The 24,873-nt window shown below is 73.0% G+C and carries 25 protein-coding genes and 1 other RNA gene; 5 read left to right on the top strand and 21 right to left on the bottom strand.

Features of this window, described 5'->3' with window-relative positions; all coding sequences use genetic code 11:
• Positions 1-11 precede the first annotated feature (11 nt).
• The 6 genes from QMF98_RS17005 to QMF98_RS05600 all read right to left on the bottom strand — a co-directional run bounded on the left by QMF98_RS17005 (position 12) and on the right by QMF98_RS05600 (position 5,693).
• Positions 12-668 carry a type IV toxin-antitoxin system AbiEi family antitoxin gene (locus tag QMF98_RS17005; RefSeq protein ID WP_490715663.1) on the bottom strand — a complete coding sequence of 219 codons (657 nt, stop codon included), beginning with the start codon at positions 666-668 and terminating at the stop codon, positions 12-14.
• A 42-nt stretch (positions 669-710) separates the two neighbouring features.
• Positions 711-1,247: a hypothetical protein gene (locus QMF98_RS05620; protein WP_337975047.1), complete on the bottom strand. Its 537-nt coding sequence runs from the start codon at positions 1,245-1,247 to the stop codon at positions 711-713.
• A gap of 88 nt (positions 1,248-1,335) precedes the next feature.
• On the bottom strand, positions 1,336-2,679 hold the full coding sequence (locus QMF98_RS05615) for a tyrosine-type recombinase/integrase (protein WP_337975046.1): 1,344 nt from the start codon (positions 2,677-2,679) through the stop codon (positions 1,336-1,338).
• A 97-nt stretch (positions 2,680-2,776) separates the two neighbouring features.
• Positions 2,777-3,143: a transfer-messenger RNA gene (ssrA, locus tag QMF98_RS05610) on the bottom strand.
• Positions 3,144-3,254: 111 nt separating this feature from the next.
• Positions 3,255-4,790, bottom strand: a complete 1,536-nt coding sequence (locus tag QMF98_RS05605) for a S1C family serine protease (protein ID WP_337975045.1) — start codon at positions 4,788-4,790, stop codon at positions 3,255-3,257.
• Between the two features lie 114 nt (positions 4,791-4,904).
• Positions 4,905-5,693, bottom strand: a complete 789-nt coding sequence (locus QMF98_RS05600) for a TetR/AcrR family transcriptional regulator (protein ID WP_337975044.1) — start codon at positions 5,691-5,693, stop codon at positions 4,905-4,907.
• A gap of 96 nt (positions 5,694-5,789) precedes the next feature.
• Here QMF98_RS05600 and QMF98_RS05595 point away from each other — a divergent pair, with 96 nt between their 5' ends.
• Positions 5,790-6,779 (top strand): ABC transporter ATP-binding protein, encoded by a 990-nt coding sequence (locus tag QMF98_RS05595; RefSeq protein WP_337975043.1) that lies wholly within the window; start codon positions 5,790-5,792, stop codon positions 6,777-6,779.
• Positions 6,776-7,564 (top strand): ABC transporter permease, encoded by a 789-nt coding sequence (locus QMF98_RS05590; RefSeq protein ID WP_337975042.1) that lies wholly within the window; start codon positions 6,776-6,778, stop codon positions 7,562-7,564. The genes QMF98_RS05595 and QMF98_RS05590 overlap by 4 nt, the downstream gene beginning before the upstream one ends.
• A gap of 69 nt (positions 7,565-7,633) precedes the next feature.
• Here QMF98_RS05590 and QMF98_RS05585 read toward each other — a convergent pair whose 3' ends face one another.
• The 14 genes from QMF98_RS05585 to QMF98_RS05520 form a co-directional block, all read right to left on the bottom strand.
• Entirely contained in the window at positions 7,634-8,689 is a 1,056-nt protein-coding gene (locus QMF98_RS05585) for an ATP-dependent DNA ligase (protein ID WP_337975041.1), read from the bottom strand.
• A gap of 70 nt (positions 8,690-8,759) precedes the next feature.
• Positions 8,760-10,733 (bottom strand): DUF2207 domain-containing protein, encoded by a 1,974-nt coding sequence (locus QMF98_RS05580; RefSeq protein ID WP_337975040.1) that lies wholly within the window; start codon positions 10,731-10,733, stop codon positions 8,760-8,762.
• Positions 10,730-11,200: an SsrA-binding protein SmpB gene (smpB, locus tag QMF98_RS05575; protein WP_337975039.1), complete on the bottom strand. Its 471-nt coding sequence runs from the start codon at positions 11,198-11,200 to the stop codon at positions 10,730-10,732. The genes QMF98_RS05580 and smpB overlap by 4 nt, the downstream gene beginning before the upstream one ends.
• A gap of 82 nt (positions 11,201-11,282) precedes the next feature.
• On the bottom strand, positions 11,283-12,635 hold the full coding sequence (locus QMF98_RS05570; RefSeq protein ID WP_337975038.1) for a M23 family metallopeptidase: 1,353 nt from the start codon (positions 12,633-12,635) through the stop codon (positions 11,283-11,285).
• A 1-nt stretch (position 12,636) separates the two neighbouring features.
• Positions 12,637-13,551, bottom strand: a complete 915-nt coding sequence (ftsX, locus tag QMF98_RS05565) for a permease-like cell division protein FtsX (RefSeq protein ID WP_291761685.1) — start codon at positions 13,549-13,551, stop codon at positions 12,637-12,639.
• A 13-nt stretch (positions 13,552-13,564) separates the two neighbouring features.
• Positions 13,565-14,254 (bottom strand): cell division ATP-binding protein FtsE, encoded by a 690-nt coding sequence (ftsE, locus tag QMF98_RS05560; RefSeq protein WP_263730485.1) that lies wholly within the window; start codon positions 14,252-14,254, stop codon positions 13,565-13,567.
• Positions 14,255-14,524: 270 nt separating this feature from the next.
• Complete coding sequence (gene prfB / locus QMF98_RS05555) at positions 14,525-15,637, bottom strand: peptide chain release factor 2 (RefSeq protein WP_337975037.1); 1,113 nt, start codon at positions 15,635-15,637, stop codon at positions 14,525-14,527.
• Positions 15,638-15,735: 98 nt separating this feature from the next.
• The gene (locus tag QMF98_RS05550; RefSeq protein WP_337975036.1) at positions 15,736-16,233 is read right to left on the bottom strand and encodes a pilus assembly protein TadG-related protein; all 498 of its coding nucleotides are present in this window, start codon (positions 16,231-16,233) and stop codon (positions 15,736-15,738) included.
• Entirely contained in the window at positions 16,230-16,718 is a 489-nt protein-coding gene (locus QMF98_RS05545) for a pilus assembly protein (RefSeq protein WP_337975035.1), read from the bottom strand. The genes QMF98_RS05550 and QMF98_RS05545 overlap by 4 nt, the downstream gene beginning before the upstream one ends.
• Positions 16,715-17,062, bottom strand: coding sequence for a pilus assembly protein (locus QMF98_RS05540; protein WP_291761678.1), 348 nt, complete (start codon positions 17,060-17,062; stop codon positions 16,715-16,717). Before QMF98_RS05540 ends, QMF98_RS05545 begins: the two co-directional genes overlap by 4 nt.
• Positions 17,063-17,115: 53 nt before the next feature.
• Positions 17,116-17,403 (bottom strand): hypothetical protein, encoded by a 288-nt coding sequence (locus QMF98_RS05535; RefSeq protein ID WP_337975678.1) that lies wholly within the window; start codon positions 17,401-17,403, stop codon positions 17,116-17,118.
• 45 nt (positions 17,404-17,448) lie between these two features.
• Entirely contained in the window at positions 17,449-18,381 is a 933-nt protein-coding gene (locus QMF98_RS05530) for a type II secretion system F family protein (RefSeq protein WP_337975034.1), read from the bottom strand.
• On the bottom strand, positions 18,378-19,235 hold the full coding sequence (locus QMF98_RS05525; RefSeq protein ID WP_337975033.1) for a type II secretion system F family protein: 858 nt from the start codon (positions 19,233-19,235) through the stop codon (positions 18,378-18,380). Before QMF98_RS05525 ends, QMF98_RS05530 begins: the two co-directional genes overlap by 4 nt.
• Positions 19,236-19,239: 4 nt before the next feature.
• Positions 19,240-20,466: a TadA family conjugal transfer-associated ATPase gene (locus tag QMF98_RS05520; RefSeq protein ID WP_337975032.1), complete on the bottom strand. Its 1,227-nt coding sequence runs from the start codon at positions 20,464-20,466 to the stop codon at positions 19,240-19,242.
• Between the two features lie 269 nt (positions 20,467-20,735).
• On the opposite strand from QMF98_RS05520, the gene QMF98_RS05515 reads away from it, so the two are divergent.
• Positions 20,736-21,650, top strand: a complete 915-nt coding sequence (locus QMF98_RS05515) for an aldose 1-epimerase family protein (RefSeq protein ID WP_337975031.1) — start codon at positions 20,736-20,738, stop codon at positions 21,648-21,650.
• Positions 21,651-21,703: 53 nt separating this feature from the next.
• On the opposite strand, the gene QMF98_RS05510 is transcribed toward QMF98_RS05515, so the two are convergent.
• Complete coding sequence (locus QMF98_RS05510; protein WP_337975030.1) at positions 21,704-22,546, bottom strand: M15 family metallopeptidase; 843 nt, start codon at positions 22,544-22,546, stop codon at positions 21,704-21,706.
• A gap of 323 nt (positions 22,547-22,869) precedes the next feature.
• Here QMF98_RS05510 and QMF98_RS05505 point away from each other — a divergent pair, with 323 nt between their 5' ends.
• Positions 22,870-23,640: a response regulator gene (locus tag QMF98_RS05505; protein ID WP_337975029.1), complete on the top strand. Its 771-nt coding sequence runs from the start codon at positions 22,870-22,872 to the stop codon at positions 23,638-23,640.
• Between the two features lie 113 nt (positions 23,641-23,753).
• A complete protein-coding gene (locus QMF98_RS05500; RefSeq protein ID WP_337975554.1) occupies positions 23,754-24,845 on the top strand; it encodes a HAMP domain-containing sensor histidine kinase in 1,092 nt (363 codons plus the stop codon).
• The last annotated feature ends 28 nt before the right edge of the window (positions 24,846-24,873 follow it).

Here is a 24,873-nt window from a genome sequence, read left to right as displayed (position 1 = left end):
CCTTGCGTCGCTCATCGCAGGAGACCCTCGACCGCACGGAGGCCGGCGTCCCGCTCGCGAGCCTCGTACGACTCGGCTAGGTCGACGGCGACGACTGCCGTTGGCACGGTCCGCAAACCGACGTTCACCACGCGTGCGAAACGTGTCGCCCGCAGGGTGACGTTGCCGCGCTCGTCGTCGACGAGCCGTAACTTCGCGCGAAGCTCGGCCGCCTTCTCGGCTTCGCAGTACCCCTCCACGCGCGCCGCGTCCTCCGCCAGGCCGTACTGCTCGGCCGCACTGGTTCCGGACAGCACGAGCACCTCCCGTAGCTCGTCGAGAAACGACTCGCTCACCCGATACCGCGCAACATCTGCGCGACGGCGGCACGCGTGGACGAGAGCCGGGGCCTCCATCGACTTAAGGCGACTCGACAGACGTGACCGCGTCCGCTGATCCACCCACGGAGCCTCGAGGTCGGACAGGATCCAGAGCGCACCCCACGCGACCTCCGGTGACCAGGGGCGCCCGCGCACCGGCCGAGACCGACCCAACGAGTTCACGGCGAGAGCGTCGACCACCCACGCATCCCCAGCGGTCCGACGAGCCGGCACCTCGCCGCGGCCGATGAGGCGCTCCACCTGCCGCTGGGAGACACGCAGACGCCGAGCAGCTTCGGCAGTCGTCATCTCGGACACGCCATAAATGGTCGCCTACACGACCCAATGTGTCTAGACGTTCCGGAGTGCGCTGGTCAACGCCCTGGCGTACAGCTCCGGGTCTTCTCGGGTCGTCTTGGAGACGACGAGCTGGTGGCTCCCGATTCGGTGGGCGTAGTAGCCCCGGTACGGCACCACGAGGATCGACTCGATGCCAGCGCGCCACGCGGGGACCAGCGCATCGAGGCAACGGCGCTCGGGCTCGTCCTCTAGCCGCGCAGGGCGTGGGCCCCGCACAGCCTCTTTCCAGGCGTTCAGCGCGACGCGGTCGATCCCGTCGGGGCCGTACTGCGTTTCCCACATCGGAGGGAAGGTCGGCGTCGGGCCGACGGCGCCGGGAGCCTCGTACCAAACCCAGGTGCGCTCCCAGGTAGTCATCCACCGGGCCGACCACTCGTCTCGCGATGCTGTCCCTGGGAGCGCGGAAGCTCCACGCTGCGGCACCGGATCAAGGTCGGCCAACGCCGCGTCAGGGGCGAGGCCCCACGCATCGCGAACGAACAGCAAGGTCAGCAGCGCAGTCGGCGCCTCGTCGACGCGGATCACCATGTCGTGCGGCCACCCGCCACTGGACCTGCCCAGCGCGTTCGCATCGAGCCAACCCCCCGCTCCGGCGCGCAGCGCCCGCTATCACGGCTCAGTCTTGCGCGGCCGAAACCCCATCGGCCCTCAGTGCCACCAGCGAGGGAGTCACCGCCGCCCGCGACATTGGGCTCGTCATGGGTTGCGCTCGGGCTGGGACAAGCCCGCTCAGCGCCTTCGCCGCAGCATCGGCGGCGGCCTTCTGCTGGTCCGGCATCAGGTGCGCGTACGTCTCGGTGGTCGTGGTGATCGACTCGTGGCCCAGCCGGCGTTGCAGCACGAACAGGTCGGTCCCCGCGGCGAGCATCCACGACGCGTGCGTGTGCCGCAGGTCGTGCACGCGCGGCCGCTTCGTCAGCCGCGGCGCGTCGGGATCCGGCGAACCGTCGGGCTTATGCGGGTTGCACGCCGCGTCGAGCGCCGGCGTCCACGTCGAGGTCCAGAAGCGGGACGACGACAGCCACTGCCCCACCGTGTTGGGGAACAGCAGCTCGTCGGGCGCCTTGCTCGCCAGCAGCGGCAGCAGCACGTCGACCAGCTCGTCGGGCAGCGAGATGGTCCGCCGCGCCCGCCGGGTCTTCGGCGGCCCGACGTAGTACCGGGAGTCCTCGTCGCGCTTCCAGGCCTTCGTCACGCGGATCGTCGCCGGCCGTGCCAAGACGTCCACATCGGACGGGGTCAGCGCGGTCGCCTCGCCGAAGCGGAGGCCGGTCGCCACCAGGGTGAGCACCAACGGCTGGTAGAACGGCGCGACCTTGGAGATCAGGAGCGCGAACTCGTCGCGCGTCAGCACCGTCATCTCGTCGTGCGTCAGCTGCGACTTGGGCAGGGACACACCGACACACGGGTTGTCAGGCCGGTAGCCCAACCGCACGGCAGTCGTCATCGACGCCGACAGCAGCCCGTGGATGTTCGCGATCGTCTTCGGTGACAACCCCTTCGCCGCCAGCCCGCTGATGAAGCCCGCGACCTCGCGGTAACCGACGGCGGTCACCGGCGAGGCACCGAGCAGCGGCCCGATGTGGTGGCGCAGGTACCGCCCGTACGACGCTCGCGCGTTCGGGCCGATCCCGGTGAGCAGGTCGATGTGCTCCCGAACCAAAGCCGCGATCGTCGGGCCGCTGGGCGCCACAGCCGGGAATGCGGATGGCGCAGCACTCGGCGTCGATGCCGCCGCAATACCGACGTGCGCTGATTGTGGAGACACAGAAATGGACGCGGCAATCTCTGCCGCGTCCTTGGCGTGTCCGTGGGCCGCCTCGAGCAGCTCCATCGCCACCCGAGCCTCGTTGCGCGAGGCGTAGGTCATGGATGACTGGCGCCCCGTGCGGGGGTCGCGCCAGAGCACCGCGTAGGCGATGCTGCCGTCGGCACGACGACGCTCGCGAAGGGACGCCATAGGCGTGAGAGTCCGCCCGTACGGCCACCCGTGTCAACGAACCAGGGTCCGTGTCAACGAGATCAGCGCCGTACGGGACGAACCCGCAGGTCAGACATGGTGGAGGTGGCGGGAATCGAACCCGCGTCCGATGACACTAAACCAGGGCTTCTCCGGGCGCATTCTGCTGCGCTTTTCTCAGCCCCCACGATCACGCAGACAAGTCGTGGACAGGCTCAGTCAGCTGAAAGTCCCCACAACGTCACTGACGAACGCTGTGAGCAGTGGCTCCCTAGATGACGCCAGGAACCGAGTCGGAAGCTAGCTCGGGCTGACGGACTTCACAGCTCGCTCAGGCGGCGAGGGCGAAGTCGGTGCGCGATGTATTGGCACCTATGGGTTTGCGCGGATCGTTAACGAGATAACCGTGCGTCCTCGGCCCGCTTCCCCTGGATCGGCGACCACCGTCGAAACCGATCACCCCCATGTTGAGTTGTCAAGCACCGCCCTCGGGCGGCTGGTCGATCGTACTGGAGAACGCCGGGCGGGTCCCGCTCATTCCCGCGGGCCCGCCCGGCACCCGGCTGCGGGACCGGTCAAGCGACCGGACCCGTCGCCAGCGTCACGGTGGCCGTGTGGCTGGCGCCCGTGCTTGCCGCGGTCCAGGTGATGGTGACCTTGTCGCCCGGCTTGTGGCCGGCCAGGACGGTGGACAGCTGGTCGGACGAGGTGACGGTGGTGCTGCCGACCTTGGTGATGGTGTCGCCCGCCACCAGCCCGGCGTCGGCGGCCGGCGTCCCGGCGATCACGCCGACGATGGTGGCACCACTCGTCGTGCCGGTCGAGCCGCTGGTGTCCCCCGGCAGGCCCCGCGTCTGCGCCGACGAGCCGATGGACACCCCGAGGAACGCCGGGTACCCGATCACGATGTCGGACGACCCCTGCCCCGCCTCGATCTGCTTGGCGATGGCCATCGCGTCCTGGATGTCGATCGCGTAGGCGACGGTCGAGCCCGGGCCGCTCGAGGCGGCCGTGGTGATGCCCACCACCTGGCCGTTCGAGTCGAGCACGGGACCACCGGAGTCGCCGCTGACCACCGAGGCGGAGAACTCGATCAGGCCGGACAGCGTCTCAGCGGTGGCCGAGTCGGTCGACGCCGTCATCGTCTGGTCGGTCGCCGTGACGGATCCGGCTGCGGCCACCAGCGTGCCGGTGCCCTCGGCGTTGCCGATCGCCGTCACCGCTTCGCCGCCGCTCACACCCGCGGTGTCCAGGGTGACCGGCGTCAGGCCGCTGGCGCCCTGCAGCTTGAGCACGGCCACGTCGGCCTTCTTGTCGGTGCCGAGCACCGTCGCCGTGTAGCTCGTGCCGGTGCTCTCCACGGTCACCCGGATCGCCGTGGCGTTCTCCACGACGTGGTTGTTGGTCAGCACCACGCCGTCCGCGGTGAGGATCATGCCGGTGCCGGCGGAGGTCGCGTTCTCGTAGCCCAGCTGGCTGGTGATCGTCACCACGCCCACCTGCTGCGTCGCGGTCGCGGTCGTGGCGCCCGACGTGGTGGTGCCGTCCGACGACGCCGCGCCCGACCCGTCGGACGACCTGCCGTCAGACGACGAGCCGGGGGCGCTGGGGACGAACCCGCCGCGTCCGGAGTCGCCGTACCCGTGCTGCGACCAGCTCCACGGCGCGCGCTCGTCGGTCGCGGTCGCCGCGGTGCCGGTCGGAACGGCCCCGGGGTGCACCGCAGCGCCGACGACGAGCGCCGCGGCGATCACGGCGGCGGCGGAGCTGCCCAGGATCGCCCGACGACGACGCGTGCGCCGCCGCGGGTCGACCGCGAGCGCCACGTCCCCGACCGCAGGGGCCACCGGGTAGCCACCGTCGGCGGGGACGGCGTACGGGTCGCGGTCGACGGGCGGCACGGGCTCGCCGTGCACCGCGTCGCCGTCGACCGGGGGCGTCGCAGCGGGCGGGGCGGCGATCGGCTGCACCACCGGCTCCGCGACCGGTCCACCGGCCGGCTGCTGCGCCTGCACGGCGTCGTCGGCCCCTGCACCCACCTGCTGCGGTTCCTGCTCGGACATCCCGTCCACCTCCCCCGCCGCCGTCACCGTGACGTCGACGGTGACCATCAGACCTCGACAGTCCGGAAGGGCGCTGGACGGCCGATGTGGGCTTCCTGTGCACCGGTGCCCCAGCCTGGGAAGCACCTGGATCCGAGCCCGGGCCGGCCCCGGACAGCGCCCCTAGCCCTCGGCGAGCAGGCGCTGCACCAGCCGGTCCGCGGTACCGGCCACCTCGTCAGCATCACCCAGCAGCGGGCCAGCCACGACCGCGAGCAGGTGCACGGCCGCCAGTCCCAGGGCGGTGTCCCGGTCCGCACGGGTCGGTTCACCCGGTGCGCCGCTCCGCGCGGTGTGCACCAACCGGGCCAGCACGTCCATCGACCCACGAGCCAGCGGGGCCAGCTCGGCCTGTGCCTCCGGGTGCCGCACGGCGTAGGTGTACAGCTCCAGGGTCAGCAGCATGCGGGTCAGCAGGTCGTCGTCGGGCACCCGCACCGCGAGGTGGCGCCGCAGGTCCGCCGGTGTCCAGCCCGACGTCTCCACCGCCTCCTGCTCCGTGAGCTCGCGGGCGATCTCGAGGAAGATGGCCTCCTTCGACTCGAAGTTCGAGTACAGCGCCCCCTTGGTGTAGCCGGCCTCCGCGGCGATGTCCCCCACCGCCGCGCCCTCGTAGCCCTTGGCGGCGAACACCCGGCGCGCGGCGGCCAGCAGGTCGGCACGGGTGCGCTCCACCTTCGCGCGGCGCCGACGCTCACCCGCGTGACGACCCAGCTGGGCGGACGCCTCCGCCAGCTCGCGAGAGGCGTCCTTCAGCGTCCGGGAGAGCGTGTCGCTGACCTGCTCCCCCGCGGCCGCGGCGCCGAGGCTCATCGCGCGGGTGAGCACGGCTGCGGCGTCGACGAGGGCGCGCGAGGCCGCGCTCACCGTCTCGTCGTCGTCCCAGTCCCGGGGGTCCCGTGAGCGCGCCATGCGCAGAGATTACATCCCGTCCGGAATCTCTGTCTCATACCGTTCGGTATCTGCTACGTTCCGACGCGAAGGCAGATCGGTATCTGAGGAGGCGTGATGGACGCAGTGCTGGAGGTGCACGGGCTGCGCAAGCGGTTCGTCCGGAGGGGGCACGTGGTGCAGGCGAACGCCGGGGTCGACCTGCGGGTCGCGCCGGGGCAGGTGGTCGGGCTCCTGGGCCACAACGGCGCCGGCAAGACGACGCTCGTCAACCAGGTCGTCGGGCTCACCCGGCCCGACTCCGGCTCCGTGCGGGTGTGCGGTGTCGACGCGGTGGCCCGGCCGGATCTCGCGCGACGGCTGGTCAGCGTGCAGGCGCAGGCCAACGTGCCCATCACCGGGCTGACGCCGGCCCGTGCGGTCGAGCTGGTCGGCCGCATCCGCGGCGCCCGGCCCGCCGTCGCCCGGCACCGCACGTCCGAGCTGCTCGAGTCCCTGGACCTGATGCCGTGGGCACGCACGCCGGCCGAGAAGGTGTCCGGAGGCGTGGCGCGGCTGACGGCGTTCGCCATGACGGCCGTGGCGCCCGGTCGTCTCGTGGTGCTCGACGAGCCGACCAACGACGTCGACCCCGTCCGGCGCCGCCTGCTCTGGGCCCAGATCCGGCGGCTGGCCGACGAGGGGTCCGGCGTGCTGCTGGTCACCCACAACGTCCGGGAGGCGGAGCGCGTGGTCGACCGGCTGGTGGTGCTGGACCAGGGACGGGTTCTCGCCGACGAGACGCCGGCGGCCATCACGGCCCGACGCGGCGGCACCCTGACCCTGGAGCTGGACCTCGCACCGGGCCGGCACCCGCTGACGCCGGACGGGCTCGTCCTGGTGGACCGCGGACGTCTGCGCGCCACCGCGGCCGTCCCGGCGGCGCACGCCGCCGCGGCCGTCCAGTGGGCGTCCGACGAGCTCGCCGCCGGGCGTCTCGAGCGGTACGCCCTGGCACCGGCCTCGCTGGAGGACGTCTACGTGGAGCTGGTGGGAGAGGGCTCCGGCGACGGGGCCGAGGCGTCCGCTGCGGGTGCCGCCGACGAGGCGACGGAGGTGGCGGCATGACGACGACGACCGCGGCACCCACCGTGTCGACCGCGCTGGCGACACCCCGCGTCTCGGCGTTGCGGCAGCTGCCCCTGCTGCTGCGCTGGCAGGCCCGCCGGATGGCCTCCGCGCTCCCCCTGCTGGTGCTGGTGCAGATCCTGCTGTCCGTCGCGACGGTGATCGGGTACGGGCTGCTCGTCGGCCAGCCGGCGCCGGCCGAGGCGTTGTACCTGGCCACCGGCGCGCCGACCGTCTCGCTGGTCATGGTCGGGCTGGTGATGACGCCCCAGCTGGTGGTGCAGTCCCGCACGGAGGGCAGCGCCGACTGGATGCGGACGCTCCCCGTCCCGCGAGAGCTGTTCCTGGCGGCGGACCTGCTGGTGTGGACGCTGATCGCGCTGCCCGGCGTGGTGCTCGGTGTGCTCGCCGGGGTGCTGCGGTTCCACGTGCACCTCGCGCCGACGTGGTGGCTGTTGCCGACGGCGCTCGTCGTCTCGCTGACGGCCGCCGCGGTCGGCTACGCCATGGCCTGGCTGCTGCCGGGCACCATCGCCCAGCTGATGTCGCAGGTGCTCGTCTTCGTGGTGCTGCTGTTCTCGCCCGTCAGCTTCCCGGCGGACCGGATGCCGGCCTGGCTGCAGCACGCCCACCACTGGCTGCCGATCCAGCCGATGGCCGAGGCGGTGCGGGCCGGCCTGGCGCCCGGGTCGTTCACGGTGCCCGGCCGGTCGGTCGCGGTGATGCTGACCTGGTGCGTCGTCTGCGTCGCCGGCGCCGCGTTCGCCCTGCGCCGGCGCGCCTGACGGTCGCGCCCGCGCCGGCGGTGCCGACAGCCCGGCGCACCGGCCGGACCGACCGTCACCCAGCGCGGCTCAGCGACCGGCCAGCACGTCCGCCAGGTCGTAGGTGACCGGCTCCTCCAGCTGCGCATAGGTGCAGCTGGAGGGGTCGCGGTCCGGCCGCCACCGCCGGAACTGCGCGGTGTGCCGGAACCGGTCGCCCTCCAGGTGGTCGTACGCCACCTCGACCACCCGCTCGGGACGCAGCGGGACGAACGAGAGGTCCCGGTCCCGCGCCCACCGGCTGTGCTCGGCCTCGCGCGGCGTGCGACCCGTCGCCATCGCCCCCCACGGGTGGTCCTCGAGGGTGGTGACCAGGGGTGCGAGCTCGGTGAGCAGCTCCCGTCGGCGCGCCATCGGGAACGCGCCGACCACGCCGACCGACGCCAGCACCCCGTCCGGCCGGTACAGCCCCAGCAGCAGCGACCCGACGGCGTCCGTGCCCGACGTGTGCAGCCGGTACCCGGCCACCACGCAGTCGGCCGTCCGCTCGTGCTTGATCTTGGTCATCGTGCGCTTGCCCGGCTGGTAGGTGCCGCCGGCATCCTTGGCCACCACGCCGTCCAGCCCGGCGCCCTCGAACTGCTCGAACCACCGCTGAGCCTGCGTGAGGTCGTCGGTCTGCGGCGTGACGGACACCACGTCACCCGGTCCGACCAGCTTCTCGAGGACCGCACGGCGCTCGGCGAACGGCCGCTCCCGCAGGTCGTCGTCCCCCACCGCCAGCACGTCGAACAGCACCAGCCGCGCGGGCGTCTCCGCGGCGAGCAGCCGCACCCGGGACTCGGCGGGGTGCACGCGCTGCAGCAGCGCCTCGAAGTCGAGCCCGGTGTGCCGGGTCGAGGGGACGACGATCTCTCCGTCGACCACCACCCGCTCCGGCAGCTGCGCCAGGATCCCGGCGACCACCTCGGGGAAGTACCGCTGCATCGGCTTGGTGTTGCGCGAGCCGATCTCCACCGCGTCGCCGTCCCGGAACACGATCGAGCGGAAGCCGTCCCACTTGGGCTCGTACAGCAGTCCGGGCGGGATCGACGACGAGACCTTGGCCAGCATCGGGTCGATCGGCGGCATCACCGGCAGGTCCATCGCGCCAGTGTCCCCGAGCCCACCGACACGGACCAGCGCTGGGAGCGCGCTCCCCCGCACCCGAGCGCGCCTACCAGCCCCCGCCACCCCCGCCGCCGACGCCCCCGCCGGAGAAGCCGCCGCCACCGAACCCGGACCCGCCGGACGACCCCGGCGTCGGTGCGGACAGCGACTGCGTCGCGATCGTCGAGAACCGGTCCATCGCCCCCGCGAAGCTCTGCGCCCAGAACATGCCGGCGCCGACGTTGTAGTACCCCGTGTACCAGGTGGGCTGCGGGACCACCCGGCCCCGGGCCGCCAGCTCGGCGAACACCCGGGCCCAGCGGTCGGCCAGCCCGAACACGATGGCGTAGGGCAGGTACCGGCTGAAGATGTCCTGGCCCTCCTCGAACCGGATCTGGTTCGCCTCGGCCGTGGCCAGGTACTGCCGGAAGCCGAGCGCCTGCGCCAGCACGGCCGTCCCGTCCGCGGTCCGCGCCGGCGCACGTCGCGCCAGCACCAGCGTCAGCAGGCCGACCGGCAGGATCGCGACGCCGATCAGCGAGACGCCGCGCACCTGCACCCGCGCGGTCAGCGGCGCGACCAGCGCGATGATGCCGCCCGCCGACAGCAGGCCGCCGCTCACCCGCCACCGGTTCCGCACCGCCTGCGGGTCGCTGCGGAACCAGCCGCGCTCCGTGACGTGCTGGTAGAGGCTGCTCTGCACCGCCGCCATCGACGCGGCGAACGTCGTCCGCAGCTCCGACAGCCGGACCTGCTGGCGGCCGGCGAACACGGAGCCGAGCAGCGCGGTCTCGAACGACAGCAGCTCGGGGCCCGCCTCGCGCAGCTGCACGAGCGTCCAGTCCTTCGGCTTCTTGCTCGGGTCGCGGCGCGGCACCTCCTCGATGCGCAGGTAGCCGCGGACGGCGAGGTCGACGAGGGTCGCGGTGACGTCCACCGCGTTCGCCCGCTCGTCCACGAGGGTCCCGACCGCGCCGGGGCCGGTGCCCTCCGGAGGTGTGAACTGCACCGCGACGGCCTGCCTGTCCCGCAGCCCGGTCGCCACCTGCTGACCGGAGGCCGGCCGCAGCCCCGGCGTCAGCCCGAGGTACGCCTGGTCCCGGCCCGTCCGCAGCACGCGCCGCACCACCACCACGGCACCGAGCACCAGCACCACCAGCGCCGCCCCGCCGGCGACGCTGAACGGTTCGAGGGCTGCCGTGGGGTCGTACCGCGGACCCAGGATCGGCTGGGAACGGAACGTGCCGGCCGGCCACCCGGTGACCACCGACCACTGCTGGCCGACGTCCACCACGTCCTGCGTGAACCGGCCGCCGGTGCCCTGCACCGCGGCCGACGTGCACGGGTCGGTGCTGCCGTAGCTGCCGACGTAGCAGGCGGCGCCCACCGCCGACGCAGGCCCGGTCACCACCAGCGACAGGTGCGAGATCGGCACCACCCAGCCGGACCCGATCACGTTCCAGTACAGCTCGTCACCGCTGTGCTGGCTGTTCGCGGGGTTCACCCAGCCGTCCACCGTGTAGGCGATCCGGTAGGTCTGCACGCCCTGCACGTCGCCGTTCTTCGGGTCGCCGATCCGCAGGACGATCGCGTCCCGGTCGTTCTCCTTGTTCACGTGGGCCGGTGCCCCGGTCGGGCTCGACGCGGTGATGTCGGAGTACTGGTACAGGCGGTCGTGGGAGTCGTCGTACCGCTGCCGCGTCGTCAGCGTCAGGTACGGGCCGTGCCCGGGATCGTTGCCGAAGTCGAAGTCCAGGTCGATGGTCACCCGGGTGCGACCGTCCGCGCCGACGTCCGCCCGGACGTCGTACCGCGTCACCTCCCGGCCGGCGGTCATGTCCCCGGGCCGGTGCGAGAGCCCCGCGGAGGCGGTCTCGATGCTCGTCGGCGCCGTGGTGGCCAGCCCTGTGGTCACCGCCGCGTGCGGCGCTGCTGTGGCGGGCCGGGCGCTCGCGACCAGACCCCCGGTGACGGCGGCGACGAGCCCGACTCCCGTCAGCGCAGCCGCCGCGGCACGCCTCAGGTCCCTGCTCCTGCTCACCGGTCCCGTCGCTCCCGGATGGCCCGCTGCGACTCCAGGTTGTCTTGACGCTCGCGGAGCGCCTGACGCTTGTCCCAGTCCTTCTTGCCGCGGGCCAGGGCGATCTCCACCTTCGCGCGCCCGTCCAGGAAGTACAGGGCCAGCGGGACGATCGTCTGCCCCTTCTCCCTGGTGCCGGCAGCGAGGCGCTCGATCTCGTCGTGGTGCAGCAGCAGCTTGCGCTTGCGCCGCGGAGCGTGGTTGGTCCAGGTGCCCTGCGAGTACTCGGGGATGTGCACCCCGTGCAGCCACGCCTCGCCGCCGTCGACCTCGCACCAGCCGTCCACCAGGGACGCCCGGCCGGCGCGCAGCGCCTTGACCTCGGTGCCGGTGAGGACGACGCCTGCCTCGTAGACGTCCTCGATCGTGTAGTCGTGGCGGGCCTTGCGGTTGGCCGCGACGAGGCTGCGCCCGGTCGGCTTGACCACCGTGCCGCCTCCCCTCGTCAGCCCACCGTCCCGGCGGGCGCGTGGAAGCCTACACAGGGCACGGACCCGGACGCAGGCCGATTCAGAGGCCGAGGTACGGGCGCGGGTTCACGGTGCCGCCGTTGATGTACACCTCGAAGTGCAGGTGGCACGCCGTCGACACCCCGCCGGTCATGCCGGCGTACCCGACCACCTGGCCTGCACTCACGTGCTGACCGGCCGAGACGGCGAAGCTGTTCAGGTGGTTGTAGCTGGACATCAGCGACGCACCGTTCACCCAACCGTGGTCCACCATCACCTGGTTGCCGAGGCCGGAGCGGTACATCGCCCACTGCACGGTGCCGTCACGCCCCGCGTACACCGGCTGGTCGCAGTGGTCCATCAGGTCGATCCCGGCGTGCAGCCGCCAGATGTGCAGGATCGGCTGCAGCCGCATGCCGTACTCGGACGTCACGACGATCGGGCTGTTCGCCGTCGGGTTGACGAACCACGCGCCCGCCGGCGCCTGCGCGGGCCGGCCGCTGGCCGCCGCCGCGCGGGCGGCCGCCGCCGCCTGGGCCGCCTGCTCCGCCACGATCTGGGCGAGCTGCTGGTCGAGCTGGTTGCGCGCCGCGTCGAGGGCGGCCTGGTCCGCCTGGGCCTGTGCGATCTGCCCCTGGAGCGCCGCCTGCTTCTGGGCCTGCTGCGCCAGCAGCTGGTCGAGCTGCGCCTTCGCCGCCGCCGCGTCCTTGCTGGCCTGGTCGGCGATCACCACCTGCTGGTCGGCGGCCTTCTTCAGCTCGTCGATCCGCTGCCGGACCGCCGTCAGGCGGGCCTGCGAGTTGCGGTCCTGCGCCTCGAGCTGCTGCATCTGACCCAGCACCTGCTCCTGCGTACGCTGAGCCGTCGCGGCCATGGCGAACCGGGCGACGAAGTCCTGGGCGTTGCTGGCGCTGAGCACCACCGACAGGCCGGACGCGTCGGCCGCGGCACCGCCCTGGTACGCCTGACGCGCCATCTGCCCGATCGCGGTACGGACCTGCGCGGCCTGCGCCTGGTCCTTGGCGACCGCGTCGGTGATGGCCGACTCCTGCGACTTGGCGTCCGCCAGCTCGTCGGCGATCCGCTGCGCCTCGCGCTGGGCGGCCTGCAACGTCGCATTGGCCTGGTCCAGCTTCTGCTGCGCCCCCGGCAGCTGTGCCTGCACGTTCTGCAGGTCGGACGCGACCTGGGCCAGGTTGGCCGACAGGTCCTCCAGCGAGGCCTGCAGAGCATCCTGCTGCGCCTGGTTCGCCTGGATCTGGGCCTGCGTCTGCTTGCGCTTGTTGGACAGGTCGTCGGCGCCGGCCGGTGACGCGGTCGCCACCAGGCCGAGCAGCAGGGCGGACAGCACTGCGGCCAGCGCACGGCGCAGATCTCGGGAGCGTCGGCGGCGAAGGGTCGTCTGACGGTTCATGTCACACCTTCGTGTAGCGGCTCAGAGTGACGACGGACGAGACGCCGGCCAGCAGGATCGCCACCGCGACGAGGATCGGCGCCACCGTCATCACGTCGCCGGTCCCGACGTACGGGATCCAGCCGACGGACGAGCCGAGCCAGTCGGTGACCAGGTAGCGCACGCCCAGCCACAGGGCGCCGACGGCAAGGGCGGCACCGATGGTCGCCGCGATCGCACCCTCGAGCATGAACGGCAGCTGGATGAACACCGTGCTCGCGCCGACCAGCCGCATGATCCCGGTCTCCCGGCGGCGGCTGAGCGCGGACAGCCGGATGGTGGTGGTGATCAGCAGCACCGCGGCGAGCAGCATCACCGCAGCGAGGCCGCCGGCGAGCAGGGTGGCGCGGTCGAGCACCAGGAACAGCTTGTCGAACAGCGCCCGCTGGTCCTGCACCTGCTCCACGCCCTGCCGTCCGGACAGCACGTCCGCGACCACCTGGTACTTGGTGGGGTCGGTCAGCTTGATGCGGTAGGAGGAGTTCATGTCGTCGACCGTCGCGGCGCTGGCCCAGAACTGGCCGGCGAACTGCTTCTGGAACGACGCGAAGGCCTCCTGCTTCGTCTCGAAGTAGACCTTCTGGATGTACGGCTTGACCTCGGGCGCGTCCAGCGCCGACTGGATGTCCGCCTTCTGCGCGTCGGTCACCTCGCCGGACGAGCACGTCGTGGCCGACGAGTTGGCCGGGCAGAGGAAGACGGAGACCTCGACCTTGTCGTACCACTGGTCCTTCATCTTGCCGATCTGCGTCTGCAGCAGACCGGCGACCCCGACGAAGGTCAGCGACACGAAGGTGACGAGGATGACGGAGATCGTCATCGACAGGTTCCGCCGGAGCCCGATGCCGATCTCGGAGAGGATGAACTGCAGTCGCACGGTCCCGGTCCCCTCAGCGGTCCGAGCCGTACACGCCGCGCGACTGGTCGCGCACCATGGCCCCGGTGTTCAGCTCGACCACCCGCTTGCGCATCTGGTCGACGATCTCGTCGTCGTGCGTGGCCATCACCACGGTGGTGCCGGTGCGGTTGATGCGGTCGAGCAGGCGCATGATCCCCAGTGACGTGGTCGGGTCGAGGTTTCCGGTCGGCTCGTCGGCCAGCAGGATCGACGGGCGGTTGACGAAGGCGCGGGCGATGGCGACCCGCTGCTGCTCGCCACCTGACAGCTCGTGCGGGCGGCGCTTCTCCTTACCGGCCAGCCCGACCATCTCGAGCACGTCCGGCACGGTGGTGAGGATGTGGTGGCGCGGCTTGCCGATCACCTGCAGCGCGAAGGCGACGTTCTCGAAGACCGTCTTGTTGGGCAGCAGGCGGAAGTCCTGGAACACGGCGCCGATCTGGCGGCGCATCTGCGGCACCTTCCACGACGAGAGGGTGCTCAGCTCCTTGCCGGCGACGAACACCTTGCCCGCGGAGGCGCGCTCCTCGCGCAGCACGAGCCGCAGGAAGGTCGACTTCCCCGAGCCGGACGAGCCGACGAGGAAGACGAACTCACCGCGCTCGACGTCGAGGCTCACCCGGTCGAGCGCGGGCCTCGCACCGCGTGCATAGACCTTGGTGACGTTCTCGAACCGGATCACGTGCCTGCCCATGCCTCGTCGTGCCCCGAGCGCCGGCTCACGCCGACGTCCGGACGGCCCACTCCTCGCGAGCCTCCTCGAGGCTACGAACGGCCGGCGACCCCTCCGGGCAGGACACGCCGCCCCGGGTGCTGTGAATCGGCACCCGGTGCCCGGTATGCCGGATACGTCCCGGACAGCCGTCCGACTTCGCCGGTCGGCAGCAGGTGCGCCGGTCCGGCAGCGGCCGTCGGACGCGGCAGCGTGCCCGTGGAGCAGCACGCGCGCGGATCAGGCGGTGCCGTTCTCCTGGCCGCGGCGCCAGCGGATCCCCGCCTCGATGAAGCCGTCGATGTCACCGTCGAACACGGCCATCGGGTTGCCCACCTCGTAGTCGGTGCGCAGGTCCTTGACCATCTGGTACGGGTGCAGCACGTAGCTGCGCATCTGGTCGCCCCAGCTGGCCTTGATGTCGCCGGCCAGCTCCTTCTTCTTCGCGTCCTCCTGCTGCTGCCGCAGCACCAGCAGACGCGACTGCAGCACGCGCATGGCGGCCGCCCGGTTCTGGATCTGGCTCTTCTCGTCCTGCATCGACACCACGAGACCGGTCGGCAGGTGGGTGATCCGCACCGCCGAGTCGGTGGTGTTCACCGACTGGCCGCCGGGGCCGGAGGACCGGAACACGTCCACCCGGATGTCCGACTCCGGCACGTCGATGTGGTCGGTCTGCTCGATCAGCGGGATCACCTCGACCGCCGCGAAGCTCGTCTGACGGCGTCCCTGGTTGTCGAACGGCGAGATGCGCACCAGCCGGTGGGTGCCCGCCTCCACCGACAGGTTCCCGTAGGCGTAGGGCACCTTCACCTCGAAGGTGGCGCTCTTCAGCCCCGCCTCCTCGGCGTAGCTCGTGTCCAGCACCTTGGTGGGGTACCCGTGCCGCTCCGCCCACCGCAGGTACATCCGCATCAGCATCTCGGCGAAGTCGGCCGCGTCCACGCCGCCGGCACCGGACCGGATCGTGACCACGGCCTCGCGCTGGTCGTACTCCCCCGACAGCAGCGTGCGGACCTCGAGCTCACCCATCGCCTTGCGGACGGCGCCGAGCTCCGTCTCGGCCTCGGCGGCGCTGTCGGCGTCGTCCTCCTCCGTGGCGAGCTCCACCAGCGTCTCGAGGTCGTCGATGCGCGCGTTCAGCTTCGCCAGCCGCTCGAGCTCGGACTGAGCCGCGGACAGCTGGCTCGTCACCTGCTGCGCCGACTCCGGGTCGTCCCACAGGTCCGGCGCGGACGCCTTGCTCGACAGGTCCGCGATCTTCTCCCGCAGCGCCGCCGGGTCGATCACAGCCTCGATCGAGTCGAGGGTGCTGCGCAGCGCGCGGATCTCAGCGGGGAAGTCGGTGGCCACGACCGTCCAGGCTACCGGTTCGCCGCTGACAGCCCGCCGGGCCTGCCGGTCAGGCACCGGACCGGGACCCGCCACCGCCGCGCGGCCGACCCGGCGGCTCACCAGGCGCGAGCCGTCGCGGTCGCCTCGATACGGACCCCGTCGGACCATGGCGCCAGCAGCGGTCCGACCAGGGCCAGCCGGCTCACCGCACCCAGTCGCACGACGACGGTGCGGCCGTCCGCGGTCCGGGCCTCGAGCACCTGCACCGTCGACCAGCGCGCGAACCGGTCCGGGTGGTCGCGGACGTACCGCTCGACCGCGGCACGAACCGCGTCGGAGCTCAGCGGCACCTCACGAGCACCTGACGCCGTGCCGTTCGTGAAGTACCCGTCGTCCGTGACCGAGTCCGCCGCAGCGAGGCTCGCCAGGTCCGAGAGGTCCAGCAGGCGCTTGCGGTCGAGGTGCACGCCGGTCGCCGCCACCACCACCGTGATCAGGGCGACGGCGAGCAGCACGAAGCCGAGGACGAGCAGGGTGACCTGCCCCTCGTCGTCGCCGGCCACCGCTCGGCGCGCCGACCGTGCGCGCGCGGCGGCGACGGCCGGGCGGCTCACGGTGCCGCCCGGTAGTCGTCCACCATCGCCGCGTGCTCCGCGGACACCGCGATCTCGAGCGGGACCGCGGAGCGGACGAAGGGCGGTACGAAGGGCAGCGGCACCCTCAGCTGGACGACGGCGTCCACCTCGGTGCCGGGCGCGAGGCACTCTGCGGAGCACGTCAGCCGCAGGACGTCCGCCGGCGCGGCATCGAAGCCCTGGTCGCCGAGCGCCACGCCGACGGCGGCAAGGGCTCGGGCAGCGCCGGCATCGGCTGTCTGCGCGCCCGCGTACGCACGTGCCGCGTCACGGGACGCGGCGTCCGCGGCGAAGGTGCCGGCCTGCAGCCTGCCCAGCACGAGGACGAGGTACACCAGGGGGACCAGCAGCGTCACGGCGAGGCCGAGGAACTCGACGACGGCGTTGCCCGAGTCGTCGCTCCACCGGGACGGCAGCCGCACGTCCCGACGGCCTGGGCGACCGGTCACCGGCCGCCGGCTCATCCGCCCTCCACGAGCGCATGGCCACGCACGACCAGCTCCCCGCTCGGCCCGACCAGCCCGACCACCGGGAACGGCGCTCGGACCGTCACCTCGACCAGGTCCACCCCGTCGACGACGGTCCGGACCGCCGTGACGTCGCCCGCGTAGCCGGACGACACCGCCTGGCTCGCCAGCAGCCGGGTGCGCTCGACGCCGTCGGCCGGACGGTGCCCCGCCTGGGCGGCGTACCGCGCACCCTCGCCGGCGCAGTCCACGAGCGTCGCCCGCACGTGCAGCACGAGCGCGAGCTGCAGCACGGCGACACCGAGCACCGCAACCAGCGCCCCGACCAGGACGAAGTCCACGACCGCCGAACCGCGCTCCGACGCCGGGCGCCCACCGCACCAGACGCGCCGGATCAGGGCGCGACGTGACTGATCGCCGTCTCGAACAGGTTCACCAGCGCCTTGCCCGCCACCAGCCACAGAGCCGAGACCAGTCCCGCCGTCATCAGCGTGACCAGCACCCACCCCGGGACGTCTCCCCAGTCTGCGGGGACGCTCACCGCCAGGGCGTCCTCGTCCGTCCCGGTCGCGGACGTCGCGGTCCCGACCGTCGTGGCGTCCGGACGGCCGCCGGTCGGTCCGCCCACGCGGGAGACCAGGCGGCGGAACCACCTCAGGATCCGTCCAGGGGATGTCGTCATGCTCGTCCTCCTTGTCCCGCCGGCCCTCCGCCGGCGACGTGTCGGTCACAGGCCCACCCGCAGCACCACGAGGCTGGGGAACACGGCGAAGAGGACGGTCACCGGGAGGATGAGGAACACCACCGGGACCATCATCAGCACCTCCTTGCGGCCGCCCGCCTCCATCAGTGCTCGGCGGGACTCCTCCCGGACGTCCTGCGCCTGCGCTCGCAGGACGTCGGCCAGCGGCGTGCCGCGATCGAGCGCGACGGCGACCCCCTCGGCGAACCGGGTCAGCGCCGGGAGACCGGTACGGCCGGCCAGGGCATCGAGCGCCTCGGTGAGCGGGGCCCCCGCCCGTGCGTCGGAGAGCGTCGCGCGCAGCTCCTCCGTCAACGCTCCGCTCGTGGACCGCACCACGCGCTCGAGCGCTCCGGCGGCACCCTCGCCAGCACCGACCGCGAGCGCGAGCAGCTCCGCGACGGTGGGCATCTCGGTGAGGATCCGTTGCTCCCGCTCTCGGACCTGCCGGCTGAGCAGCCAGTCGCGCAGCAGGACACCGCTCACGCCGCTGACCGCGACGAGGACGGCGAGCGCCAGGGGCGAACCGCCGCGGACCGTGCCCACCAGCAGCGCGGCGGCGAGCCCGCCCGCCAGGCCGAGCACTCCCCACACGACCTGACCGGCGCGGAACTGCTCCACCGACTCCGTCCGGCCCGCGCGAGCGAGCCTGCGCCGCAGCTCTCGAGCCGGTGAGCCGAGCCGGCCGACCAGACGCGTCGCGTCAGCCATGAAAGGTGCCGCCAGCCGCTCCGCCACACCGAAGGGCGACGTCGCGACGGGCGTGCGGAGCAGCGCGGACTCGGTGCGACGCCCGCGCAGGTACGGCGCCAGCCGCGAGTCGAGGGACGGCCGTCGCGTGGGCCACCGGAGCACGACGAGGAGGAGCCCGACACCGCCGAGGAGGCCGATGGCGCCGCCGAGCGTCACCGCCGTCATCGCAGCACCCGCGGATCGTCGGGCAGGCGCGCGGCTCGCAGCATCAGCAGGTACGCCCCGACCGTGCACCCGGCCCCCAGCAGCAGGACGAGCGCACCGGCAGGGGTGCCGAAAGCCTGCACCGCCTCGTGACGTGATGCCAGGGTCGCCAGCACGATCCACGGCGCCGCAGCGGCGAGGCGTGCCGAGTTGACGGTCCAGCTCTGGCGCGCCTCGAGCTCGCCTCGGGTGCGTAGGTCGTCACGGAGGAAGGCGGACAGCGTGCGCAGCAGACGGCCGAGGTCCGTCCCACCGACGTCCCGCGTCAGCCGGAGCGCCTCCACGATCCGGTCCGCCACAGGGTCCGCCAGACGGTCCTTCAGCGTGTCCAGGCTCTCGCCGAACCGACCGGACGCCCGGTAGTCCGCGGCGAACGCCGCGAACGGTTCCCGAAGCTCCGCGGGGCCCCGGTCGGCGAGCTGCGCGAGCGCCTCCGGGAGGGACAGGCCCGCACGGACGCCCGAGGCGAGGTGGTCGACCACGTCGGGCCACAGCTGCCGCAGGCGACCGACGCGCCGTCGCGCCCGGCCCCGGAGCAGCAGCCACGGTGCGCCGGCGCCGAAGCAGGTGAACGCCACCACGATCGGCGCGACCGGGACCAGGGCGAACGCGAGGACCGCCACGACGAGGCCGGCCAGGGCGCTCACGCCCACCACGGCCGCGGGCTCCACGCCGCTGACACCGGCCTGGGCCAGTGTGTCCCGCATGGTCTCGGCCCACGGGGAACGCCGCCGTGGGACGGTCGAGGACGGCCAGCACGACCACCAGATGCAGGCGAACCCGCCACCCAGCAGCAGCCCGAGCAGAACACCCACGCCGTCAGTCCCGCCCACGCAGCAGGGCCGCGAGGTCGACGCCCGCACGCGAGAACCGCTCGGCGTGCGGCGGGAAGCCCTCCGCGCGGACGAGCCGCCGGTCACGGGTGACGAACAGCTCCGCCGTCTCCACGACGCCCGCCTCGACGCGGCCGGGCACGGCCAGCACCTCGCGCACCGACCGCCGGCCCGACGGATCCAGGTCGAGGTGGACGACCAGGTCGACGGCGGACGCGACGGTGGGCACGACGAACCGGTCGGAGACGTTCTCACCGGCGAGCAGCGGCAGCGTGCACAGCTTGGTCAGCGCTTCCCGCGCGGAGTTGGCGTGCAGGGTGCACATCGCTGGCACGCCGGCGTTGAGAGCGATCAGCAGGTCGAGCGCCTCGGCCTCGCGCACCTCACCGACCACCAGGCGGCTCGGTCGCATCCGCAGCGCCTCCTTGACCAGTCGCCGCAGCGGGATCTCGCCCGTCCCCTCGAGGTTGGGCTGTCGGCACTGCATCGCCACCCAGTCCCGCGCCGCCAGGCGCAGCTCGAAGACCTCTTCGCAGGTGATGACGCGCTCCCGCGGAGGGATCGAGCCGCAGAGGGCGTTCAGCATGGTCGTCTTCCCGCTCTGCGTGCTGCCCGAGACGACCACGTTGAGGCCCACCCGCACGGCCGCGTGCAGGAACGCGGCGACGGCCGGTGGCACGCTGCCCAGCGTGACGAGGTCGTCCAGACCGGCGGCACGCACGACGTACTTGCGGATGTTCACGGACCAGTGGCGACGCGTGACGTCCGGGATCACCGCATGGAGCCGCTCACCACCGGGCAGCGACGCGTCGACGAAGGGGCTGCTGAGGTCCAGGCGCCGGCCGGAGACCTTGAGCATCTGCTCGACGAGGTCCCGTACCTGGCTGTCGGTGAGGATCGTGGTGGTCAGCTCGGGCTCCCCGCCGCGGGCGACGAACACCTGGTGCGGGGAGTTGATCCAGATCTCCTCCACGGTGTCGTCGTCGAGGTACCGCTGCAGCGGCCCGAGCCCGGCCACCGAGTCGACCACCTGCTTGTGGACGGCACCGGGATCCGCCAGCGGAGGCAGTGCGCCGAGCACCGAGCGCTCGTCGTAGTCGGCGATCGCGGCCGCCACGAGGGCGTCCACACCGGCCCGGTCGCGCACCGGGTCGACGCCACGGCGACGGATCAGCTCGCGCACCTCGCGCTCGACGATCGCCACGCCGTCCACGGCATTTCTCCGTTCTGACCGAAGTGTCCGGTTCTTCGGCAGCGCGACGCTAGGGCACACGACGGCGGGCTGGGGGCGGTTCCGCACAAGTCACGTCGCCCCGCACTCCATCGGGTGCGCGCCGTGACAGCGTCCGTCGGCCATGGGTGGGCCTTCGGTCCCAGGCTGCGCAGCCGCTGCGTCGTCGCGGAACGGGACGCCGCTCGGGCAGCCGCCCGCTCCACGGCCCCGCGCGGCGGGCCTCGGGCGACGCCCGCTAGCGTGTGCGGGTGATCACACCGCTGCCCTCCGGCACCCAGCACCACCTGCACCACGGCGACCAGGAGGCGGTGGTCGCCGAGGTCGGCGCGAGCCTGCGGCTGTACCGCGTCGGCGGCCGCGACGTCGTCCGGCCCTACGACGAGGGCGTCCTCACGCCGGCGTTCTCGGGCGCCCTGCTCGCACCGTGGCCCAACCGCCTGGCGGACGGGCGCTACGGGTTCGAGGGTTCCGTCTACCAGGTCCCGGTCACCGAGGTCGACCGGATGACCGCGCTGCACGGGCTCGTCGGCCACGAGCGCTTCACGGCGGCCGGCCCGCGGGAGGACGAGGCCTCGGTCACGCTGCAGCACGACCTGGTCCCGACCGGTGGCTACCCGTGGCCCCTGCTGATCACCGTGACGTTCACCCTCTCCGACGCCGGGCTCGAGTGCACCGTCACCGCGCTCAACCAGGGTTCGAGCACGGCCCCCTACGGGGTCGGCGTGCACCCGTGGCTGTCGACCGGCGGAGCGGCCGTCGACGACTGCTCGCTGAGCGTCGGCGCCTCCCGGCACGTGACCGTGGACAACCGCCTCCTCCCGACGGGCACCGAGCCGGTGGCCAACCAGTTCGACCTGCGGCAGGCCCGGTCGCTCGCCGGACTGGCGCTCGACGACGCGTGGGTGGGCGTGCTCCGGGACGACGACGAGCGGACGTGGGCGACCCTGGGCCGGCCCGACGGCAGCACCGTCGCCATGTGGGGCGACGCGGCGACGACCGCGTGGCAGGTGTGCACCGGCGACCAGGTGGCGAGGATCGGGCGCACCGCCGTCGCGGTCGAGCCGATGAGCTGCGTCGCGGACGCGTTCCGCACCGGCGACGACCTGGTCCGGCTCGAGCCGGGTCAGGAGCACGTGCTGCGCTGGGGCCTCCAGCTGCGCTGACGACGGATCCGGTTCGGCGCCCCTCACGGGCGCCGCGCCGGGCCGTGCCCCGGTCAGTTGAAGCCGGACTCCGCGACCGCCTTGGTCAGCTCCCAGTGCCAGCGCTCGTACGGTCCGCTGCCGCCGGGCTGGGCCCACGCCGGGTTGCCGAAGCCGTAGATGGCGGCGTTCTTCTGCAGCCAGGTCCAGCGCGCCCCGGAGGTCTCCTCGGAGCAGAAGTCGACCGCGAGGCCCCAGCCGTGGTTGCTGCGTCCCGGGTCGGCCGCGAGGCTGCCGCGGGTGGCCTTCACCGCCCGCTGCTCGGCCAGCGAGCGGTAGCCGGACGCCAGGCACAGATCAGCGCCGAACCGCTGGACGAACGCCTCGTTCATCTGGGCCAGGGCGACGGCCGCGTCGGCACGCAGGCGGGTGTGGCCGTCGAACAGCGTGCACAACCAGGCGTCGGGGATCGCGCCGTTCTCGCCCCCGGGATGCGGCTGCCCGTCGCAGTCCGGCAGCGGGCTGCGGTCGGCGGAACGGGACACCGCTGCGGCGGAACGCAGCGAGAGGGCGGCATCGGCCGTGACCAGGGAGGCGGGCGGCAGCTGGGTGGCGGGCGTCGAGGTCAGCGCCTGGACGGTCGACGGCAGCGCGGCGTCCGACACGGTCGCGTAGCCCGAACCCGCATCGGCGAGCGCGCCCTGCGTGACGGGCACCACGACGGTCACCGCGACGAGGGCGCCGAGCACGCCGACCCGCCCGAAGGCGCGGGTCGCTCCACGGCGCCGCCGTCCGGAGGTGGTGGCGCCGCCGCTCACCGGTGCCGGGACGGCGTGGTCGCGACCGGTCGCACCGTGGTGCACGCGTGCGGCACGAGGCAGGGTCCGGGTCGCCGGCTCTGCTCGGTGCGAACCCACGACACCTCCTGCTCTGGCACGACCCGGTACGAGACCGCGAAGGGGCCGGCCATCCGGCCCGGGCGTCGCGGTCACGAAACCATAACGGGGTGGCCCCCACCGTTCCAAGCCCCCTGGACGGACGTCCGACGTCGATCCCACGCGCGAACGGCCGTCGCCCAGCGGGACACGCAGGTGCGGTGGGACGAAGGTCACACCGCGGACGGCCGAGGGCGGCCCGGCGGGATCCGCTCGCGTGCAGGCGGCGGGCGCCCGAGGCGTGCACGCGCGGGGTGCCTGCGCGTGCACCGGCCGTCGACAGGCGCCTGTGCCACGCTGACCCCATGGCGCTCTCGCAAGGACTCGCCGGGCCGGGCGGGTCGACGACCGTCCTCGTCGTGGAGGACGAACCGGCCATCGCGCAGGCGATCGTGCACCGGCTCTCGGCCGAGGGATGGCAGGTGCACGCCGTCGGCGACGGGCTCCTCGCGGTCGACTCGGCGGCCCGGCTGCACCCCGACGTGGTGCTGCTCGACGTGATGCTGCCGGGCATCGACGGCCTGGAGGTGTGCCGGCGGATCCAGGCGGAGCGACCCGTCCCCGTGCTGATGCTCACCGCCCGCGACGACGAGACGGACATGCTCGTCGGGCTCGGCGTCGGGGCGGACGACTACATGACCAAGCCGTTCTCGATGCGCGAGCTGGTCGCACGCACCAAGGCGCTGCTGCGCCGGCAGCAGCGGGCGTCGCAGGCGGCCGAGCTGAGCACCGTGCACCAGCCGGAGCCCCCGCTGGTCGTGGGCGACGTGACGGTCGACCGCGCGCAGCGACGGGTGCTGCGCGGTGCCGACGAGGTGCACCTGACGCCGACCGAGTTCGACCTGCTCGTCGCGCTGGCCACCCGGCCGCGCACCGTGCTGAGCCGCGAGCGTCTCCTCGCCGAGGTGTGGGACTGGGTGGACGCCAGCGGGACGCGCACCGTCGACTCCCACATCAAGGCGCTGCGCCGCAAGCTCGGCCCCGACCTGGTCCGCACCGTGCACGGCGTCGGCTACGCCTTCGAGCCCGCCGAGCCCACGACCCCGGCCGAGCACGCCGCGCCGGCAGGCACGTGACGGCGGACCGCACCACCGACCCGGGTCCCACCCCGGGTGGTCAGCCGGCGCGCGCGCCGTGGTGGGACTTCGTCCACGGCCAGGACGCGGGCGACGACCGGGACGCGGGTCCGGTGGCGCGGCACCGGCGGCCCATCGGTGACCGGCTGCCCGACATCCGCCCGCTGGACCGGGTCACCTCGATCAAGATCAAGCTGGGCGTGCTGGTGGCGGCGACGGTCACCCTGGCCGCGTTCATCACCTGGATCGGGCTGTACCGGCACCTGGGGCCGACCCGCACGCTGCCGCTGGCGATCGTGCTCTCCCTGGTGCTGACCCAGCTCCTGGCACGCGGGATGACCTCTCCGCTGCGCGAGATGACCGCGGCCGCGCAGGCGATGGCGGCCGGCGACTACACGCAGCGGGTGCACGCCTCCAGCCACGACGAGGTCGGTCAGCTCGCTGCGGCCTTCAACACGATGGCCGACGACCTCGAGCAGTCGGACAGCTTCCGCCGCGAGCTGGTGGCCAACGTCTCGCACGAGCTGCGCACGCCGGTGGCGGCGCTGCGTGCGCAGCTGGAGAACATGGTGGACGGGATCAGCGAGCCGGACGAGGCGACGCTGGCCGCCGCGCTGTCCCAGACCGAACGCCTCGGCAGGCTGGTCACCTACCTCCTCGACCTGTCCCGCCTCGAGGCCGGGGACGCGGCGCTCGACCTCGAGGAGGTGCGGCTGGCGGACTTCCTCCAGGAGGCCGCCGACGGGTCCGCCCTCGTCGCCGCCGCGCGCCAGGTCCGGTTCGAGGTGTCCGTGACACCGCCGGGGCTGACCGTCCCCGCCGACCCGGAGCGGCTGCACCAGGTGGTGGCCAACCTGCTGCACAACGCGGTGCGGGCATCCCCCACCGGTGACGTGGTGCGGCTGGTGGGACGGCGGTCCGGACGCGACGTGCAGATCGACGTGGTGGACAACGGTCCCGGCATCGCGGTGGACCAGCGGGCCCACGTGTTCGAGCGGTTCGTGCGCGGCAACTCCCCTGCCGTCACCGGCCAGGGCTCCACGGGAGGGACCGGCCTCGGGCTGGCGATCGTCCGATGGGCGGTGCAGCTGCACGGCGGCGCGATCGAGGTGGCCGACACGTCCTCGGGGTGCACGATGCGGGTCACCCTGCCGGGACGCCCGGCCCCGGGCACCGGCGCCGTGCCGCGCGTCCCGGAGCCGTAGCGCACCGGCCGTTGAGGGCCCGCGAACC

It is taken from the genome of Cellulomonas sp. NTE-D12 (assembly GCF_027923705.1).
Lineage (GTDB): Bacteria > Actinomycetota > Actinomycetes > Actinomycetales > Cellulomonadaceae > Cellulomonas.
This window is presented reverse-complemented; position numbering and strand designations above follow the sequence as displayed.